The organism is Azospirillum sp. CT11-132 (genome assembly GCF_047302835.1).
GTDB lineage: Bacteria > Pseudomonadota > Alphaproteobacteria > Azospirillales > Azospirillaceae > Azospirillum.
Genome location: NZ_JBGLZA010000002.1, coordinates 822638 through 842650, shown reverse-complemented (window position 1 = coordinate 842650; position 20013 = coordinate 822638). Strand labels below are relative to the sequence as shown.

At 68.3% G+C, this 20013-nt stretch carries 5 protein-coding genes; 2 read left to right on the top strand and 3 right to left on the bottom strand.

The features are described from left to right. The first annotated feature begins 248 nt into the window (after positions 1-248). Complete coding sequence (locus ACCD06_RS05445) at positions 249-1532, top strand: MFS transporter (protein WP_413339337.1); 1284 nt, start codon at positions 249-251, stop codon at positions 1530-1532. A gap of 269 nt (positions 1533-1801) precedes the next feature. Here ACCD06_RS05445 and ACCD06_RS05440 read toward each other — a convergent pair whose 3' ends face one another. After that, positions 1802-1987 carry a hypothetical protein gene (locus ACCD06_RS05440; protein ID WP_109074668.1) on the bottom strand — a complete coding sequence of 62 codons (186 nt, stop codon included), beginning with the start codon at positions 1985-1987 and terminating at the stop codon, positions 1802-1804. 247 nt (positions 1988-2234) lie between these two features. Beyond that, the gene (locus tag ACCD06_RS05435; protein ID WP_109074667.1) at positions 2235-2933 is read right to left on the bottom strand and encodes an HAD family hydrolase; all 699 of its coding nucleotides are present in this window, start codon (positions 2931-2933) and stop codon (positions 2235-2237) included. A 254-nt stretch (positions 2934-3187) separates the two neighbouring features. Between ACCD06_RS05435 and ACCD06_RS05430 the strand changes: the two genes are divergently transcribed. Beyond that, the gene (locus tag ACCD06_RS05430; RefSeq protein ID WP_109074666.1) at positions 3188-3664 is read left to right on the top strand and encodes a MarR family winged helix-turn-helix transcriptional regulator; all 477 of its coding nucleotides are present in this window, start codon (positions 3188-3190) and stop codon (positions 3662-3664) included. A gap of 40 nt (positions 3665-3704) precedes the next feature. On the opposite strand, the gene ACCD06_RS05425 is transcribed toward ACCD06_RS05430, so the two are convergent. Then, positions 3705-19820, bottom strand: coding sequence for a tandem-95 repeat protein (locus tag ACCD06_RS05425; protein WP_413339335.1), 16116 nt, complete (start codon positions 19818-19820; stop codon positions 3705-3707). Between the last annotated feature and the right edge of the window lie 193 nt (positions 19821-20013).

Genomic DNA, 20013 nt, shown 5'->3' with positions numbered 1-20013 from the left:
GCACCGCATCATCGTCCTGCGACATTTTCGCAAGGGCAGACGGCGGTCCCGGAAAACCACTTGCGGCGCACACTGATATATTAATATAACTCTATCAGCGATGCTCCCGCCCCTCTTGAAACGGAGTGGAAGCGACACCGTCGCCCGGCACCGAACACCCGCCGGCAAGGCATCCCCGCCCGAGGATCGCCGCCTTAGGGCCTGTACGTGCGCACCGGCGCCTGCCGTGGCAGGCATGTGAGGAAAACATGAACAAGATCCGTGGTTTGCGGTGGCAAATCCTTGCCCTGATGATGCTGGGCACCGTGGTCAACTACATCGACCGCAACACGCTGGGCATCCTGGCGCCGACGCTGAAGGAACAGCTCCACTTCTCGACCGAGCAGTATTCCTTCATCGTCAGCGCCTTCCAGCTTTGCTACAGCCTGATGCAGCCGGTCGCCGGTTACATCACCGATCTGGTCGGGCTGAAGCTCGGCTATGCGATGTTCGCCTTCGTCTGGGGCGCCGCCGCCGCCGCGCATGCACTGGCCGGGAGCTGGCAATCGATGGCCTTCTTCCGCGGCCTGCTGGGCGTCAGCGAAGCGGCGGCGATGCCGTCGGGCGTGAAGACCTCCACCCTGTGGTTCCCGGCCAAGGAGCGCTCCATCGCCACCGGCTGGTTCAACACCGGCAGCTCGATCGGCGCGATGGTCGCCCCGCCCTTCGTCATCTGGCTGTCGCTGACCTATGGCTGGCAGGAAGCCTTCATCGTCACCGGTCTGCTGGGCGTCGGCATGTCGGCCCTGTGGTACATGCTGTACCGCAACCCGGAGAACCATCCGCGCCTGACCAAGGAAGAGCACGACTATATCCTGGAAGGCCAGGCGCATGTCGAGCTGCCGAAGCCGTCGGTGAAGCGCGTGCTGGGCAAGGGCAAGTTCTGGAGCATCGCCGCCGCCCGTTTCCTGACCGAGCCGGCGTGGCAGACCTTCAGCTTCTGGATCCCGCTGTACATGGTCTCCACCCGCGGCATGGACATCAAGCAGTTCGCCCTGTTCGCCTGGCTGCCGTTCCTGGCCGGCGACATCGGCTGCATCCTCAGCGGTTACCTGTCGCCCTTCTTCGTCAAGCGCTTCAAGATGTCGCTGGTCAACTCCCGCATCGCCGGCGTCGGCGTGGGTGCGGTGTGCATGGTCGGCCCGGCCCTGATCAGCTTCACCGTCAGCCCGATCGCCGCCATCTTCCTGTTCTCGCTCGGCGCCTTCGCCCACCAGATGCTGTCCAGCCTGCTCTATGCCCTGGTCACCGACACCTTCGAGAAGCAGGACGTCGCCACGGCGACCGGTTTTGGCGGCATGGCCGGCTATATGGGCGGCATGATCTTCTCGCTGATCATCGGCCAGCTGGCCACCACCATCGGGTACGAGCCGCTGTTCGCCTGCCTGACCGTGTTCGATCTGGCCGCCTTCGCCATCATCGCCCTGGTCCTGGGTCAGCGGGGGGGCAAGCCCGCCGCCGCCATGCCGAACGCCGCGGCCGGCGCCGACTGACGCATTCCTTCAGCGCAATCGGAACGCCCTCCCGCCTTGCGCGGGGGGCGTTTTCCGTTGAGCATGGGGAATGACACCGGCCGGGCGGACCGCTGGACAAAAAAGCTAACCGCAAGGACGAAGTTGCTTGCCACACGGATGAGATATTAGTATATTAGTCCCGTACCGCTGGATGCGCCGTGGGTTGACCCGGCACAACTTGTTGGACGTTCCTCTCGGACTTCAGAGCCGCCGGTATCACCGGCGGCTCTTCTTTTGTCCGGAGCCGATCAGTTGAACAGGAAGGACTGGCTGTCGATCTCGATTGCGGGCGCGGCGCGGTCCGGCTGGGCGGAGACGGCGGCAGCGGCGGCGACCGACAGCAGCGAGGCCAGCGCGAAGGCCGAAGCGACAAGGGCGCGGGCGATCGTGTGGCGCGCGGCGGGCTTGTGAGAGGACGGCTGATGGGAGGACATGCGACGGCTCCTTGGCTGGAATTGCGATGATCGGGCGTCGGGGAGCGGCGTCGGCGTCATCGGCAAACCCATGCTGCCACCGGCGCGCCGCTGTGAAACGCGCCGATCCCGCATGTCCTTCATGATGATGTTGCACTGCATCATAGCGCTGTGACCGCGCATGATGCAGACTGCGGAAGGTGATCACAGCGCTCCGATCCGTTCTGTAAACAGGGACCGGGCTGGTTACTTGATGCAGGACGATCTTTTACTGCGCCAGCCCGCGGCGACCGCCCACCTCGTCCAGGTGTGTCAGCATGTCGGCCGGATCCTCGTAGACGCGCAACGCGCCGGAGCGCTCAAGCTCCTCCCGGCCATAGCCGCCGGACAGCAGGCCGATGCCGAGCGCACGCGCCCGCTTGGCGGCGATCATGTCCCAGATGCTGTCGCCGACCACGAAGGCGCTGGTAATGTCGACGCCGATGCGCGCGGCGGCGGCCAGGAACAGGTCGGGGTCCGGCTTGGCATATTCGACCTCGTCGCGGGTGATGACCGCGGCGCGTTCGGGATCGACGCCCAGCTTTTCCAGCGCCGGCCGCGCCGTCTCCATCCGGCCGCTGGTCGCGATGGCCCAGGGGATGTTCAACTCCGTCAGCGTGTCCAGCAGATCGCGGGCGCCGGGCAGCGGGACGACGCCGGCGGCCAGCCGCTTGTAGGCCTGCGTATGGCGATGGCGCAGCCGGTCGAGCAGGTCCTGGTCGATGGCGAGGCCGGTCTCGCGCAGCAACATGTTGGTGAACAGCCCGCCGCTCATGCCGATCTTGCGGTGGATGCGCCAGACCGACAGGGCAATCCCCTCCTCGTCCAGCGCCTCCTTCCAGGCCAGCACATGCTGGTACACCGTGTCGGTCAGCGTGCCGTCCAGGTCGAACAGGAAGGCGTTGGTCACGTGGGGATAGCCGGTCATGTCCATTGTCCGCGGGTTGTGGAAGCGGGTCGAATTCGACAGGACCAGACGTGGGACCGGCCGGCGCGTTTTGCCAAGGATTTGCGGAGGACGGCGATGGATTTTCCTCGACGATAATCCACGCGAACTTTCACGGTGGCTTCACCACGCAGACGCGAAGACTGGCGCTTCCGCTGGCGCGTTGACTTCGCTACAGTCCGCGCCCAAGCTTGCCGCCTGTATGTTCGGCGCAATGCCTGTAGGGAGAGAAGCGCGTGTCGGAAAGGCCGGGGCATGGCGACGCTTGGTCGACAGACGAGGATCTGGTCACATTGCTGGATCAGGTCAGCCGGCTTGTCTATGGCATCAGCTTCACCGAAGGACTTTTCCCGGCGCAATGGGTGGCGTTGCGCTATTTCCATGACGCGCCGGAGCCGGCGCGCACCCTGACCGCGCTGGCCCGGTTCCAGCGGATCCATCTGGCACCGGTGTCGCGCACGGTGTCCACCCTGGTGGACAAGGGGTTTCTGGCCCGCCGTCCGCATCCGGGATTCAAGCGCGGCTGGCTGTTCGACCTGACGGACGAGGGGCGGGCCCTGCTGCACCGCGACCCCCTGCGCCAGTCGCTGACCCCGCCGCTTGCCGCCATGGCGGAGGACGAACGGGCGATGCTGGGCCGCCTGATGAAGCGGATCATCACCCACATGCAGGCGGGCACCGCGACCGCGGAGGACGGCGCGCCGGTCGCCTGACCGCCCCGCCCCACTCCGCTGTCCCACTGCCTCCATCCGGTCAGAACGTCAGCCGTTCGATGTTCTGCAGCACCAGCTGGTGATGGTTCTGGTCCTCCAGCGTGACGGTCGTCTCCTGGGTGAAGGTCAGGCCGTGGCCCGACGGGTCGATGGTGTAGGCGTGCCCGTCCAGCTGCTGGAGCCAGTTGGTGCCGGCATTGGCGACGAAGGCGCCGACCTCCACCACGTCGGTCCAGCCCACCCCGCCGTCGATGGTCAGGTTGCCGTCGCGCGGGGCGAAGATGAACAGGTCGTCGCCGGCCCCGCCGGACATGCTGGTGGTGCCGCTTCCGGCATGCAGGATGTCGGCGCCGCTGCTGCCGGTCATCGTCGCATCGGCCGAGACCAGCACCTGCACCGCCAGCGGATCGCTGGACAGTCCCTGGTCGTCGCTGACCGTCACCTCCAGCGTCCGGGCGCCGCCGCCGTTCGGGCTGAGCGCCAGATGCTGGAGGATGTCGGTGTAGGTCGCGGTGGAGGCGCTGCCCGACAAGGACAGCTGGTGGGTGCTGTCGTCCCAGCTGACCTCGATCCCGGTGCCCGACACCGTCCTGCGGCCGGTCGACGGGTCGGTGTCGATGGTCAGGCTGTCGAGGTTCAGCGCGTCGCCTGTCTGCGATCCGGCGGCGATGCGGATCGACATGCCGGACATAACGCTGCTGTCCACATCGGTGATCGTCGCGTCGGCGACAACTGCCGGATGATCGGTCGTGCCCGCGGCGATGACGGTCGTGGCGTGGGCGGCGGGGAGGGTCGGCTTGTCGTTCACCGGATCGACCGTCACGCTGAGCGTCTGCGTCACCGCCGCGGTGTCGGTGCCATCGTGGGCGGTCACGGTGACCGACAGGTCGACCGTGCCATGGGCGTTGGCCGGCGGGGTATAGGTCAGGCCGGCAAGATCCGAAGCGGCGAGGGTCCAGCTACCGTCGCCGTTGTGGGTGCCGTGGTTCAGGCTGGCGCCGTCCGGCATTCCGGTGATCCGCACCGACAGCGTCTCCGACCCGTCGCTGTCGGTCGAGGCGGCGGTGATCGTCAGCGTGATCGCCGTGTCCTCGTTGCCGTGCACGGCGGGGGTGAGCAGCGTCGGCGTGTCGGCGACCGGGGTCACCGTCACCGCCAGCGGTTTGTTGACGGTCGCCGGCGTGGCGGTGCCGTCCGTCGAGGTGGCGGTGACCGACAGGGTGAAGCTGCTGCCGCTGTCGTGGGCCGGCGTGATCGCCAGCCCGGCAAGCTGGGCCGGCGTCAGCGTGATCGAGCCGTTGATGATGGTCAGCGTGTCGCCCGCCGTGTTCGACAGGGTGGCGCCGGCCGGGATGTCGGCGATGGTGACGCTCAGCGTCTCCGACGCGTCGGTCAGGGCCGGAGTGATCGACAGGGCGACCGTGCCATCCTCCGCCACCGAGGCCGGATCGACATGCAGGGTCGGCGCGTCGGACAGGGCGCGGACGGTGACCGGCAGCTGCGCCACGACGGAGGCCGGGGTAGCGGTGCCGTCGGTGGAGGTCGCGGTGACGGTCAGGGTGAAGTCGCCGTCGTCATTCAGCGGCGGCGTGATCGTCAGGCCGGACAGCTGGGCCGGAGTCAGGGTCCAGGTCCCGTCACTGTTGTGCGTACCGGCGCTGAGCGTCGCACCGGCCGGAACGCCGGCGATAGTGATGCTCAGCAGCTCCGAACTGTCGGTCAGCGCCGAGGTGATGGTCAGCGGGATCGCCGCATCCTCGTCGCCGGCCGCCGCGGTCACGGTCAGGGTCGGGGCGTCGGACACCGGGTTGACCGTCACCGGCAGGGTGGAGGTCACCGAGACCGGGCTGGCGTTGCCGTCCTTGGCGGTGGCGGTGACGGTCAGACTGAAATCATGGTCGTCGTTCGACGGCGGCGTGATCGCCAGACCGGCGAGCTGTCCGGGGGTGAGGGTGATGGAGCCGCCGGAAACGGTCAGCACTTCGCCCGCCGTGTTGGACAGATGAGCGCCGTCGGGGATGCCGGCGATGGTGACCGTCAGCGTCTCCGACCCGTCGAGATCGGTCAGGGCCGGGGTGATCGTCAGCGCGATGGTGGTGTCCTCGTCACCGGTCGCGGCGGTGACGGTCAGGGTCGGCGTGTCGGTCACCGGGGTCACCGTGACGGGCAGCGACGCGCTGGTGCTGACCGGCGTGGCGGTGCCGTCGGTGGCGGTCGCCGTGACGGTCAGGGTGAAGTCGTCACCCTTGTTGGAGGGTGGCGTGATCGCCAGACCGGTCCATTGCCCGGCCGTCAGCGTGATGGACCCGCCCGTGATGGTCAGCACGTCGCCCGCCGCGTTGGACAGCTGGGCACCGTCCGGAATGCCGGTGATGGTGACGGTCAGCGTCTCCGACCCGTCGAAATCGGTCAGCGCCGGGTTGATCGCCAGGGCGATGGCCGAGTCCTCGTTGCCGGCGGCGGCGGTGACGGACAGCGTCGGGGTGTCCGACACCGCGTGGAGGGTGATCGGAACGGTGACGACCCTGGTCGCCGTGCTGCCGTTGGATTCAATGCTGACGGCGGTGACGGTGAGGCTGATCGGCGCATCGCTGTTGGCCGGCGGCGTCAGGATCAGGCCGTTGAGCTGGGCCGGCGTCAGGGTCCAGCTGCCGTCGGCGTTGTGGGTGCCGGCCGACAGCAGCGCACCGGTCGGCACGCCGGTGATCGTCAGCAGCCCCAGCCGCTCCGACCCGTCGGTGTCGGCCAGCGCCACGGCGAGGTTCAGCGGTAACCCCGTGTCCTCGGTCCCAGTCAGCGGCGCCCAGGTCAGGATGGGCTGGTCGGCGACCGGATCGACGCTGACGCGGAACAGCTGACTGGTGGTCGCGGTGGCGCCGCCGACGGTCTCCGTCGTCGTCGCGGTCAGGGTCAGGTTGAAGTCGGTGCCGGCATCGGCCGGCGGCTGAAGCTTGAGGCCCGACAGCTGGGCGGCGGTCAGGCTGACCGAACCGGCGGTGGGCGTCAGAATGTTGCCGTTGGCATCCACCAGCACCGCGCCGGCCGGCAGGCCGGACAGCACGACGGCCATCGTCTCCGACCCGTCGGTGTCGACCAGCGCCGCCGTCAGGTTCAGCGCGATCAGCGAATCCTCGTTGCCGGACGCATTGGTGACGATGACGGTGGGGGCGTCGGTGACCGCCGTTACATCGACATGAATGTTGGCGGTCGTGCTCGCCGTGTCCTTGTTGGAGCTTTCCAGGCTGGTCGCGGTCAGCGTCAGGTCCATGCCGCCGGAATAGTTGCGCGGCGGCGTGACGGTCAGGCCCGACAGTTCCGACGGCTTCAGGGTCCAGGACCCGTCGCCGTTGTTGGAGCCGTGGTTCAGAACCGCGCCCGCCGGCAGGCCCGACAGGATGACCGCCATCGTCTCCGACCCGTCGGTGTCGACGAGGCTGGCCGACAGGTTCAGGGCGATGGGCGTGTCCTCCGCGCCGGTCGCGTCATGGACGATGACGGCGGGCGCGTCGGCGGCGGCCGTGTAGGTGACGGACAGCGTCTTGGTCGACCAGGCGGGCGTAGCGGTGCCGTCCTGGGCGGCCGCCTCCACCGTCAGGGTCACCGTGCCGGCATAGTTGGCCGGCGGCGTCAGCGTCAGCGCCGCGCGATCCGATGCGGACAGGCCGGTGAGATCATAGACTCCGTTGCCGAGCGAGGTGCCAGCCGACAGGGTGAAGCCGGCCGGAACCGTCACCTTCAGCGCGGTGATCACCTCCCCCGTGCCGACCAGATCGGTGACGGCGGCGGAGATGGACAGGCTGGCGGCGTGATCCTCCCGCGCCGTGACGGAGCTGGCGCTGATGGCGGGGGCGTCGCTGACCGGCGCCACCTCGACCGCCAGGGTCTTGGTCGTGGTCGCCCGGTCGGCGTTGCTGATCTCACGCGCGACGGCGGTCACCGTCAGCTGGAAGGTCCCACTGGCGTCGTGCGGCGGGGTGAATTTCAGCCCGGAAAGCTGGTCGGGAGTCAGCACCCATTTCCCGGTGGTGGAGTCCAGATAGCCGCCGGACAGCGAGGCGCCGGTCGGCACCCCTTCGATGACGATGCTGGCCAGGACCTCCGACCCGTCGGTGTCGGCCAGCGCGGCGGTGATGTCGAGCGCAATGGCCGTGTCCTCGTTGCCGGAAGCCGCCTGAACGGTCAGCAGCGGGCTGTCGGCGACATCGGTGGAGCCGCCGCCGGTGGAGCCTCCCCCCGTCGATCCGCCGCCGGTCGAGCCGCCACCGGTGCCGCCGCCGGTGTCACCACCACCCGTGGACCCGCCACCCGTCGCGGCCGTGGTGGTCCAACTCAGCACGAAGCTGTCGGACACGCTGGTGTTGCGGTCGCCCTCGCTTTCGATGCTGTAGGGATTGACGGTCAGGGTGACGCTGGCCGTGTCGACGGTGCCCGACACGCTGTGGGTGATGCCGGTGGCATTGGCGTCCTTGACGGTCAGCTTCAGGCCGCCCTCGCCCAGCGCCCGGGCATACTCCTCGGCGGTCAGCGTCCAGGTGCCGTTGCCGTTGTCGAGGCCGCGCGACAGCACCGTGCCCTTCGGCACGCCGGAAATGGTGACCGCCAGCTTTTCGGAACCGTCGGTGTCCTGCAGGAAGGCGTTCAGGTCGAGAACCAAACCGTCCGGCACGCCGGTCGTCGACAGGTTATCGACATGGTAGGCCACCGCCGAACCGTCGGCCGCATGCGACACCGGCGCGTCGGCGACGGCGGTGACGGTGACCTTCGGGGTGTAGGTCTTGGTCAGGCTGTCGGTACCGTCCACCGCCGTCACCTTGATGGTGATGGTGAAGTCGTCGGCGTTGTTGGCCGGCACGTTCAGCCGCAGATTTCCGAGCTTGGCCGGATCGACGGTCCAGCTGCCGTCATGGTTGTCGGTCAGCGCGCCGGCATCCGTGCTGGTCAGGGTGACCCAGGCCGGGAGGCCGGAGATGACGATGGAGGAGATATGCTCCGACCCGTCGCTGTCGCCGGTCAGGGCGGAGATGGTCAGCGGGATGCCGCCGACGGCGTCCTCCTGCGCGTGGGCGCTGATGGAGACGACCGGCTCGTCCGTCTTGGGGTCGACGGTGACGGTCAGGTCGCGGGTGTCCTTCAGCGTCCCGCCGGAGGTCACGCCGTTCACGGTGATGATCGGCGCGCCGTTGCTGTCGGTGGTGATGACGTCCACCTTCAGGGTGATCGTGCCGGCGAAGTCCTTCTTCGTCGTCAGGGTCAGCTCGTTGCGATACTCCACATCGACCGACCAGCGGCCGTTGCCGAGATAGACCAGCCCGCTCTCGTGCCCAGCCGCCAGCGACAGCCAGGAGCCGGACGGCAGGTTGCTGACGACCAGCGACAGGCGCTCCGACCCGTCATTGTCGACCATCACCAGATCGCCGAGCCGCAGGTTGATCGCGGTGTCCTCGTTGCCGCGGGCGGTGAGCGTGCCGTTCGGCGTCACCACGTCGGCCACGCCCTGCACATCGACATGAACGGTCATCGCCGTCGCATCGGCGATGGACCCGTTGGAGCTTTCCGTCGCCCGCGCGGTGAAGGTCAGGTCGAAGCCGGTGTTGGAATTGGCCGGCGGGGTGATGGTCAGGCCGGACAGGTCGGCCTGGGTCAGCACCCACTTGCCAAGGCCCGCGTCGTAATGGCCATGGTTCAGCGTCGCCCCGGCCGGCACGCCGCCGACCAGGATGCTGAGGCTTTCCGAACCGTCGCGGTCGGTCAGGGCGGCGACCACCGACAGCGGAATGGCGGTGTCCTCGCGCCCCACGGCGTCGGACGCCGACAGCACCGGCGTATCGGCGACCGCGTTGACGGTCACCGCCAGCGACTGCTGCGCCGAGGTGGCGGTGCTCGTCCCCTCCACCGAGGTGGCGGTGATCTTCAGCGTCACCGTACCGGAATAATTCAGCGGCGGCGTGAAGCTCAGGCCGCTCAACTGGCCCGGCGTCAGGGTCCAGCTGCCGTCGGCATTGTGGGTGCCGGCGGACAGGGTCGCCCCCTCCGGCACGCCGGTGATGGTGATGTGGTCCAGCGTCTCCCCGGTCACGTCGGACAGGTGGGCGTCGATGGTCAGCGGGATGGCGCTGTCCTCGTTGCCGGTGGCGGCCGTGGGGATGACGATGGGGGCGTCGGCGACGCCGGTCACGGTCACCGACAGGGTGGCCGGCGCCGATACGGCGGTCGAGCCGTTCTCCCGTTCCACCGAGGTCGCGGTGACGCTGAGGGTGATGGTGCCGGAGAAGTCGTGCTGCGGCGTCAGGCGCAGGTTCGGCAGATCGGCCGCATCCACCTTCCAGGTCTTGCTGCCGTCGCCCTGGGTGCTGAGAACGCTGCCGAAATTCAGGCTGGCCCCGTCCGGAACGCCGGAGATGGTGACGTAGCCGATGCTCTCCGACCCGTCGGTGTCGGTCAGGGCCGGGGTGATCGTCAGCGCGACGGAGGTGTCCTCGTCCGTCGCGGCGGCGGCGGCGGTCACGGTGGGCGCATCTGCCACCGCATCAACGGTGATGGTGCCGGTCGCCGTCTGCGTGCCATACACCGTGCCGGCGCTGGTGCTGTCCTTGGTGCCGACCTTCAGCGTGTAGGCGAGGTCGGCGTCGGAGTTGTGGGTGGTGACGACCGTCAGGCCCTGGACCGTCCAGGTCCCGGCCGTCCCGCCGGCCGCCAGCGCCGTGGTCGGGATGGTCCAGCTGTAGTTTCCGGAGGCATCGGGACCGCTACGGGTCAACTCGACGCCGTTCACGTACAGCTTGGCGCCGGCCACGTCCTGCTGCGAGGCGGCCATGGTCAGGGTGACGCTTTCCACCTTTTCCGGGCTGGCGGCGTCGATGTCGCTCAGCGTGATGGTCGGGGCGAGCGCGATGCCGCCGGCCGCGTCCTCGTTGCCGCGCGCGGTCAGCGTGGTCAGCGCAATGGCGTCGGCCTGCGGCATCACTTGGATCGTCTGGGTGGCGGTGGAGGTGCCGCCGTAGCCGTCCGTCACCGTGAAGGAGAAGGTCTCCGTACCGCTGAAATCGGCGTCCGGCGTGTAGGTGAAGGTGCCGTCGGCGTTCACCACCAGCGTGCCGTGTGCCAGACGCACCGGCTGGCCGTTGTCGCCGGGGCCCTTGTAGGTCAGCGTGTCGTCGGTGCGGCCGTTGAGCGTGTCCTGGTCGGTGGCGCCCAGCCGGCCGTTGACCGCGACATCCTCGCGGGTGGAGGTGCTGTCCGCCGTCGCGGTCGGCGCGTAGTTCAGCGCCGTGCGGACATCGACCGGCTGGCCGTCGACATAGAGCTCCAGCTTCTCGAAATCCGCCACCTTGATGCCGAGCGCGCTCAGGGTGGCGGCCTTGGAGACGTCGGCGTCGTTGGTCGCGGCATTGGGATCGGCGGCGGTGGCCTCGATCCGGTTGCGCAGGGTGCGGAGGTCGGCCAGGATCGATGCGTTCGACAGCTGCGAACCGGTCAGCATCACCCGGAAGGTGTCGATGCCGGCATCGCCATCCTGCAATTCCGGGCTGGACGAGGTGCCGCCATCGGTGCCGACGGTGAAGATCGACAGATCGTCGCCGGCCCCACCATGGATGGTGTCCCTGCCCGCCCCGCCGGTGATGGTGTCCTTGCCTCCGCCGCCGAGCAGGATGTTGGCGCCGCCGTCGCCGGTGATGGTGTCGTCGAAGGCCGAGCCGGTGACATTCTCCAGATTGCGCAGGGTGTCGGTGCCCTCGCCGGTGCCGACCCCGGTCGTGAGGTTCGCGTTCACCGCGGTGGCCGAGTCCGCATAGGTGACGGTGTCGTTGCCGGCGCCGCCGTCGATGGTGTCGTTGCCAAGTCCGCCGGCCAACAGATCGTTGTCGGTGCCGCCATCGAGGCTGTCGTCGCCCGCCCCGCCGACCAGCGTGTCCTTGCCGGCGCCGCCATAGACGGTGTCGTTGCCGTCGCCGCCCTCCAGGCTGTCGTTGCCCTTGGGCGTGTTGGTGAACTGGATGGTCAGCGTCTGGGAGACGCTGTCGGCGGTGCTGCCGTTCTCCCGCTCCTCCGAGGTCGTGACCACGGTGAGGGTGATGGGGGTGGCGCTGTCCCCCTCCTTGGCGGTCAGGGTCAGGCCGGACAGCTGGGCCTGGGACAGCGTCCAGGTCCCGTCGCCGTTGCGGGTGCCGGCGCTGAGCGTCGCATCGGCCGGAACGCCGGAGATCGTCACCTTGGAGATCGACTCCGAGCCGTCGACGTCCGTCACGGCGGGGGTGATGGTCAGGGCGGTGGTGAAGATGCCGGTGCCGTCGCCGTAGATCAGGTCGTCGCCGGCGCCGCCCCGGATGGTGTCGTTGCCGGCGCCGCCCGACAGCGTGTCGTTGCCGGCGGTGCCGGTCAGCGTGTCGTTCCGGCCGGTCGCAAGGTCGTAGGTGATGGGCGTCACGGCGAGCGTCGGCGTGTCGGCCACCGCCACCACGGTGACGGCCAGCGTCGTCTGGACGGAAACCGGGGATAGCCCGCGGTCGGTGGCCGTGGCGGTAACGGTCAGGGTGAAGTCGACGTCGCTGTCGTGCGGCGGCGTGATGGTCAGGCCGGACAGCTGGGCCTGGGTCAGCGTCCAGGTGCCATCGGCGTTGTGCGTGCCGGCGCTGAGCGTCGCGTCGGCCGGGACGCCGGCGATGGTGATGCTCAGCGCTTCCGAACCGTCCAGATCGGTCAGGGCCGACCGGATGTCCAGCGCGATGGCGGTGTCTTCGTTGCCGCTCGCGGCGGTGACGCTCAGCGTCGGCGTGTCGGTCACCGGGTCGACGGTGACGTGCAGGGTCTTGCTCTTCGTCGCTTCGGCGGCGACGCCATCCTTTGCGACGGCGGTGACCGTCAGGTCGAAGTCGAGGTCGCTGTTCGACGGCGGCGTGATGGTCAGACCGGCAAGCTGATCCTTGGTCAGCGTGATCGAGCCGCCGGTGACCGTCAGCGTGCCGTTCAGCGTGTTGGCGAGCGTGGCGCCGGCGGGGATGCCGGTGATCCGGATGCTCAAGGTTTCCGACCCGTCGGTGTCGGTCAGGGCCGGGGTGATCGACAATGCGATGGCGGAGTCTTCGTTGCCCTGCGCGGCGGTGACGCTCAGCGTCGGCGTGTCGCTCACCGGATCGACGGTGACGTGCAGGGTCTCGCTCTTGGTAGCCTCAATGGCGACGCCGTCCTTGGCGACGGCGGTCACCGTCAGGTCGAAGTCGAGGTCGCTGTTCGACGGCGGCTTGATCTTCAGGCCGGCGAGCTGATCCTTCGTCAGCGTGATCGAGCCGCCGGTGACCATCAGTGTGCCGTTCAGCGTGTTGGTGAGCGTGGCGCCGGCGGGGATGCCGGTGATCCGGATGCTCAAGGTTTCCGACCCGTCGGTGTCGGTCAGGGCCGGGTTGATCGTCAGCGCGATGGCGGTGTCTTCATTGCCCTGCGCGGCGGTGACGCTCAGCGTCGGCGTGTCGGTCACCGGGTCGACGGTGACGCGCAGGGTCTCGCTCTTGGTCGCCTCGGCAGCGACGCCGTCCTTGGCAATGGCGGTCACCGTCAGGTCGAAATCGACGTCACTGTTCGACGGCGGGGTGATGGTCAGGCCGGTCAGCTGGGCCGGGGTCAGGGTCCAGGTTCCGTCGGCATTGTGCGTGCCGGCGCTGAGCGTCGCACCGGTAGGAACGCCGGCGATGACAATGCTCAGCGCTTCCGAGCCGTCCAGATCGGTCAGGGCCGGGCTGATCGTCAGGGCGATGGCGGTGTCTTCATTGCCTTGGGCCGCGGTGACGGTGAGCGTCGGCGTGTCCGACACCGGGTTGACGGTCACCGGCAGCGTCTGGGTCACCGAGACCGCATCGGCAGTGCCGTCCTTGGCCGTAGCCTTGATGGTCAGGGTGAAGTCGACGTCGCTGTTCGATGGCGGCGTGACGGTCAGGCCGGCAAGCTGATCCTTGGTCAGCGTGATCGAGCCGCCGGTGACCGTCAGCGCGCCGTTCAGCGTGTTGGCGAGCGTTGCACCGGCGGGGATGCCGCTGATGGTGATGCTCAGCGTCTCCGAGCTGTCCAGATCGGTCAGCGCCGGGTTGATCGCCAGCGCTATGGCGGTGTCTTCGTTGCCGGTGGCGGCGGTGACGCTCAGCGTCGGGGTATCGGTCACCGGATCGACGGTGACGCGCAGGGTCTGGCTCTTGGTCGCTTCGGCGGCGACACCGTCCTTGGCAATGGCGGTGACGGTCAGGTCGAAATCGACGTCGCTGTTCGACGGTGGGGTGATAGTCAGGCCGGCAAGCTGCGCCGGGGTCAGGGTCCAGGTCCCATCGGCATTGTGCGTACCGGCGCTGAGCGTCGCCCCGGTAGGAACGCCGGCGATGACGATGCTCAGCGCTTCCGAACCGTCGGTGTCGGTCAGGGCGGGGCTGATCGTCAGGGCGATGGCGGTGTCTTCGCTTCCACGAGCACTGGTAACCGAGAGCGTCGGCATGTCGGTCACCGGATCGACGGTGACATGCAGAGTCTCGCTCTTGGTCGCCACGGCAGCGACGCCATCCTTGGCGATGGCGGTTACCGTCAGGTCGAAATCGACATCGCTGTTCGACGGCGGCGTGATCGTCAGCCCGGTCAGCTGGGCCGGGGTTAGGGTCCAGGTCCCGTCGGCATTGTGCGTGCCGGCGCTCAGGGTCGCGCCGGTGGGAACGCCGGCGATGACAATGCTCAGCGCTTCTGAGCCATCGGTGTCGGTCAGGGCCGGGCTGATGGTCAGAGCGATGGCGGTGTCTTCGTTGCCTTGGGCGGCGGTGACGGAAAGCGTCGGCTTGTCGGTCACCGGGTCGACGGTGACGCGCAGGGTCTCGCTCTTGGTCGCTTCGGCGGCAACGCCGTCCTTGGCAATGGCGGTCACCGTCAGGTCGAAATCGACGTCACTGTTCGACGGCGGGGTGATGGTCAGGCCGGTCAGGTGCGCCGGAGTCAGAGTCCAAGTCCCATCGGCATTGTGGGTGCCGGCGCTGAGCGTCGCGCCGGTGGGAACGCCGGCGATGACAATGCTCAGCGCTTCCGAGCCGTCCAGATCGGTCAGGGCCGGGTTGATCGCCAGCGCGATGGCGGTGTCTTCGTTGCCGCGCGCAGCAGTGACGGAAAGCGTCGGCGTGTCGGTCACCGGATCGACGGTGACGTGCAGGGTCTCGCTCTTGGTGGCTTCGGTGGCGACACCGTCCTTGGCAATGGCGGTTACCGTCAGGTCGAAATCAACGTCGCTGTTCGTCGGCGGCGTGATGGTCAGACCAGTCAGTTGGGTCGGGGTCAGAGTCCAGGTCCCATCGGCATTGTGCGTGCCGGCGCTGAGCGTTGCCCCGGTGGGAACGCCGGCGATGACGATGCTCAGCGCTTCCGAGCTGTCGGTATCGGTCAGGGCCGGGCTGATGGTCAGAGCGATGGCGGTGTCTTCGTTGCCACGCGCAGCGGTGACGGAAAGCGTCGGCTTGTCGGTCACCGGGTCGACGGTGACGCGCAGGGTTTCGCTCTTGGTCGCTTCAGCAGCGACGCCGTCCTTGGCAATGGCGGTGACGGTAAGGGTGAAGTCCACGTCGCTGTTCTCTGGCGGCGTGATGGTCAAGCCGGTCAGTTGCGCCGGCGTCAGAGTCCAGGTCCCGTCGGCGTTGTGCGTGCCTGCGCTGAGCGTCGCCCCGGTAGGAACGCCGGCAATGACAATGCTCAGAGATTCCGAACCGTCGGTGTCGGTCAGGGCGGGGCCGATCGTCAGCGCGATGGCGGTGTCTTCGTTGCCACGAGCACTGGTGACGCTCAGCGTCGGCGTGTCCGACACCGGGTTGACGGTCACCGGCAGCGTCTGGGTCACCGAGACCGCACCGGCAGTGCCGTCCTTGGCCGTGGCGGTGACGGTCAGGGTGAAGTCGACATCACTGTTCGACGGCGGCGTGACGGTAAGACCGGCAAGCTGATCCTTACCCAGCGTAATCGAGCCACCGGTGACGGTCAGCACGTCGCCCGCCGAATTGCCGAGGGTGGCGCCGGCGGGGATGCCGCTGATGGTGATGCTCAGCGTTTCCGAACCGTCCAGATCGGTCAGCGCCGGGTTGATCGCCAGGGCGATGGCGGTGTCTTCGTTGCCGGTGGCGGCGGTGACGCTGAGCGTCGGGGTATCGGTCACCGGATCGACGGTGACGTGCAGGGTCTTGCTCTTCGTCGCTTCGGCGGCGACGCCGTCCTTGGCGACGGCGGTGACGGTCAGGTCGAAATCGACGTCGCTGTTCGACGGCGGCGTGATGGTCAGACCCGCAAGCTGATCCTTGGTCAGCGTGATCGAACCATTGGTGACCGTCAGCGCGCTGTTCAGCGTGTTGGCAAGCGTGGCGCCGGCGGGGATGCCGGTGATCCGGATGCTCAGCGCTTCCGAGCCGTCGGTATCGGTCAGCGCCGGGCTGATCGTCAGCGCGATGGCGGTGTCTTCGTCGCCACGGGCGCTGGTAACCGAGAGCGTCGGCATGTCGGTCACCGGATCGACGGTGACATGCAGGGTCTCGCTCTTGGTCGCCACGGCAGCGACGCCATCCTTGGCAATGGCGGTGACGGTCAGGTCGAAATCGACATCGCTGTTCGACGGCGGGGTGATGGTCAGACCGGTCAGTTGGGCCGGGGTCAGAGTCCAGGTCCCGTCGGCATTGTGTGTGCCCGCGCTGAGCGTTGCCCCGGTGGGAACGCCGGCGATGACGATGCTCAGCGTTTCCGAACCGTCGGTGTCGGTCAGGGCGGGGCTGATCGTCAGGGCGATGGCGGTGTCTTCGTTGCCTTGGGCGGCGGTGACGGTCAGGGTCGGGGTGTCCGACACCGGATTGACGGTCACCGGCAGCGTCCGGGACACCGACACCGCATCGGCGCTGCCGTCCTTGGCCGTGGCGGTGACGGTCAGGGTGAAGTCCACGTCGCTGTTCGACGGCGGCGTGACGGTCAGACCGGCAAGCTGCGCCGGCGTCAGTGTCCAGGTCCCGTCGGCGTTGTGCGTGCCGGCGCTGAGCGTTGCCCCGGTCGGAACGCCGGCAATGACAATGCTCAGAGATTCCGAACCGTCGGTGTCGGTTAGGGCGGGGCTGATCGTCAGGGCGATGGCGGTGTCTTCGTTGCCACGCGCAGCGGTGACGCTCAGCGTCGGCGTGTCGGTTACCGGGTCGACGGTGACGCGCAGGGTTTCGCTCTTTGTCGCTTCGACGGCGGCGCCGTCCTTGGCGATGGCGGTGACCGTCAGGTCGAAATCGACATCGCTGTTCGACGGCGGCGTGATGGTCAGACCGGCCAGTTGGGCCGGGGTCAGAGTCCAGGTGGTGGTGCCGTCCGGTTGGGTCACGGAACTGCCGGCGCTGAGCGTCGCACCGGCCGGAACGCCGGCGATGGTGATGCTCAGGGCTTCCGAGCCGTCCAGATCGGTCAGCGCCGGGTTGATCGTCAGGGCGATGGCGGTGTCTTCGTTGCCCCGAGCGGCGGTGATGCTCAGTGTCGGGGTGTCCGACACCGGATTGACGGTCACCGGCAGCGTCCGGGTCACCGAGACCGCATCGGCAGTGCCGTCCTTGGCCGTGGCGGTGACGGTCAGGGTGAAGTCGACGTCGCTGTTCGACGGCGGCGTGACGGTCAGGCCGGCAAGCTGATCCTTGGTCAGCGTGATCGAGCCACCGGTGACGGTCAGCACGTCGCCCGCCGTATTGCCGAGGGTCGCACCGGCGGGGATGCCGCTGATGGTGATGCTCAGCGTCTCCGAGCCATCCAGATCGGTCAGGGCCGGGTTGATCGCCAGCGCGATGGCGGTGTCTTCATTGCCGGTGGCGGCGGTGACGCTGAGCGTCGGGGTATCGGTCACCGGATCGACGGTGACGCGCAGGGTTTCGCTCTTGGTCGCTTCGGCAGCGACGCCGTCGTTGGCGATGGCGGTGACCGTGAGGGTGAAGTCCGCGTCGCTGTTCGCCAGCGGCGTGATGGTCAGGCCGGCGAGCTGCGCCGGAGTCAGCGTCCAGGTTCCGTCGGCATTGTGCGTGCCGGCGCTGAGCATCGCCCCAGCCGGAACGCCGGCGATGGAGATCGTCAGCGCCTCCGACCCGTCGGTGTCGGTCAGGGCCGGGCTGATGGCCAGCGGGATGGCGGTGTCTTCATTGCCCTGGGCGGCGGTGACGGTCAGGGTCGGCGTGTCCGACACCGGATTGACGGTGACCAGCAAGGGCGCGCTGGTGCTTGCCGTGGCGGCATCGCCGTCCTTACTGGTGGCCGTGACGGTGAGGGTGAAGTCCTCGTCGCTGTTCTCCGGCGGCGTGATCGCCAGACCGGCCAACTGGGCAGGCGTCAGGGTGATCGAGCCGCCGGAGATGGTCAGCGCCTCGCCGGCCGCGTTGGTCAGAACCGCTCCGTCCGGAATCCCGGAGATGGTGATGCTGAGGGTTTCCGATCCATCCGTGTCCGTCAGGGCCGGATTGATCGTCAGGGCGATCGCCGTGTCCTCGTCGCCTGCCGCCGTCTGGACGGTGAGCGTCGGCGTGTCCGACACCGGCGCGACCGCCACCGCAAGGGTCTGTGTCACCGATACCGGGTCGGCCGTGCCGTCCTTTGCCGTGGCGGTGACGGTCAGGGTGAAGTCCACGTCGCTGTTCTGCGGCGGCGTGATGGTCAGGCCGGCGAGCTGGGCCGGCGTCAGCGTCCAGGTACCGTCGGTATTGTGGGTGCCGGCGCTGAGCGTCGCGCCGCCCGGAACGCCGCTGATGGTGATGGTCAGCGTTTCCGACCCGTCGGTGTCGGTCAGGGCCGGGCTGATGGCCAGCGGGATGGCGGTGTCTTCATTGCCGGACGCGGCGCTGACCGTCAGCGTCGGCGTATCGGTCTCCGGGGTCACCGTGACCACCAGCGGCATGCTGGTGCTGGCCGGAGCGGCGGTGCCGTCCCGGCTGGTCGCGGTGACGGTCAGGGTGAAGTCCGCGTCGCTGTTCAGCGGCGGCGTGATCGCCAGGCCGGCAAGCTGGGCAGGCGTCAGGGTGATGGAACCGCCGGAGATGGTCAGCGCCTCGCCGGCCGCGTTGGTCAGAACCGCCCCGTCCGGGATGCCGCCGATGGTGACGCTCAGCGTCTCCGACCCGTCGGTGTCGGTCAGGGCGGGGCTGATGGTCAGCGGAATCGCCGTATCCTCCGCCCCCGTCACCGCCGCGACGCTGAGCGTCGGCGTGTCGGAAACCGGATTGACGGTGACCGGCAGCGTGGTGGAGACGCTGGTGGGGGTGGCGCTGCCGTCGGTGCTGGTGGCGGTCACGGTCAAGGAGAAGCTGTCACCGCTGTTGGGCGGCGGCGTCAGCGTCAGGCCGGGAACCTGCGAGGAGGTCAGCACGATGCTGCCGTTCACCACCGTCAGCACCGCGCCGGACCCGTCGCGCAGCACCGCCCCGTCCGGAATGCCGGACAGGGTGACGGTCAGCACCTCCGTCCCGCCGGTGTCGGTCAGGGCGGCGGCGATGTCGAGGGCGATCGCCGTGTCCTCGTCGCCCGACACGCCGTCCACCGTCAGGCTGGGCGTGTCGGACACCGGCGCCGGAGTGGTGGTGGCAGCGGCGGTAAGGTCGGGCGCAGCGGTCGGGGCGTCCAGGACGGTGACGGGGGCGGCGTTGGGGACGGTCCCGTCGTCGATCACCTGATCGGGCGTCTCGGGCACGGGGATGTCCGGAAGCGCGACGGCGAGTTCGGTATAGGTGGTCGTCGTACGCGCGTTTGACAGCAGCTCCGCCCGCTCCACCGCGCTGCCGGTGGCCTCGCGGCTCTCCCCCTCCGACAGGCCCGACCCTTCGGGGCCGGCCGGGCCGGAGCCGCGGGGGCCTTCGGTGCGCAGGACATCGCCGTTCAGAAGCAGCGCGTTCACCGCCCGGTCGGAGGCGACCGCCACCGATTCGCCGACGACGGTGCCGGTCTGCACCGCGCCGCCGACCATCAGATCCTCGGCGCCGCGGTAGTCGGTCTGAACGTAGCCCAGCGTGTCGTCGGGCCGCTGCAGTTGGACCGCGCTCGCCTCGTGGATGACGCCGCCCAGCCGGGTGCCGTCGACCTGCTGCAGGAGGGTCAGATCGTCCAGGATCTGACGATCGTCGACCGCCGGGACATTGCCTTGAACCGCTTCCTCAGCCATCGGACCGCTCCATAAGAGGGATGCGAAGTCGCACCACGCCACTCGTCACGATCCTAGGTTCTAGCGCTCTGACTTGCTTGTGATAAGAAACATCCTGTGATGAGTTTCAACAGCTTGGACGCTGAACCGACGATCGCAACCATCCTGCCGCCTGCGCTCCACGACACGAAACCACTTGGAAACGCTTGGTTTC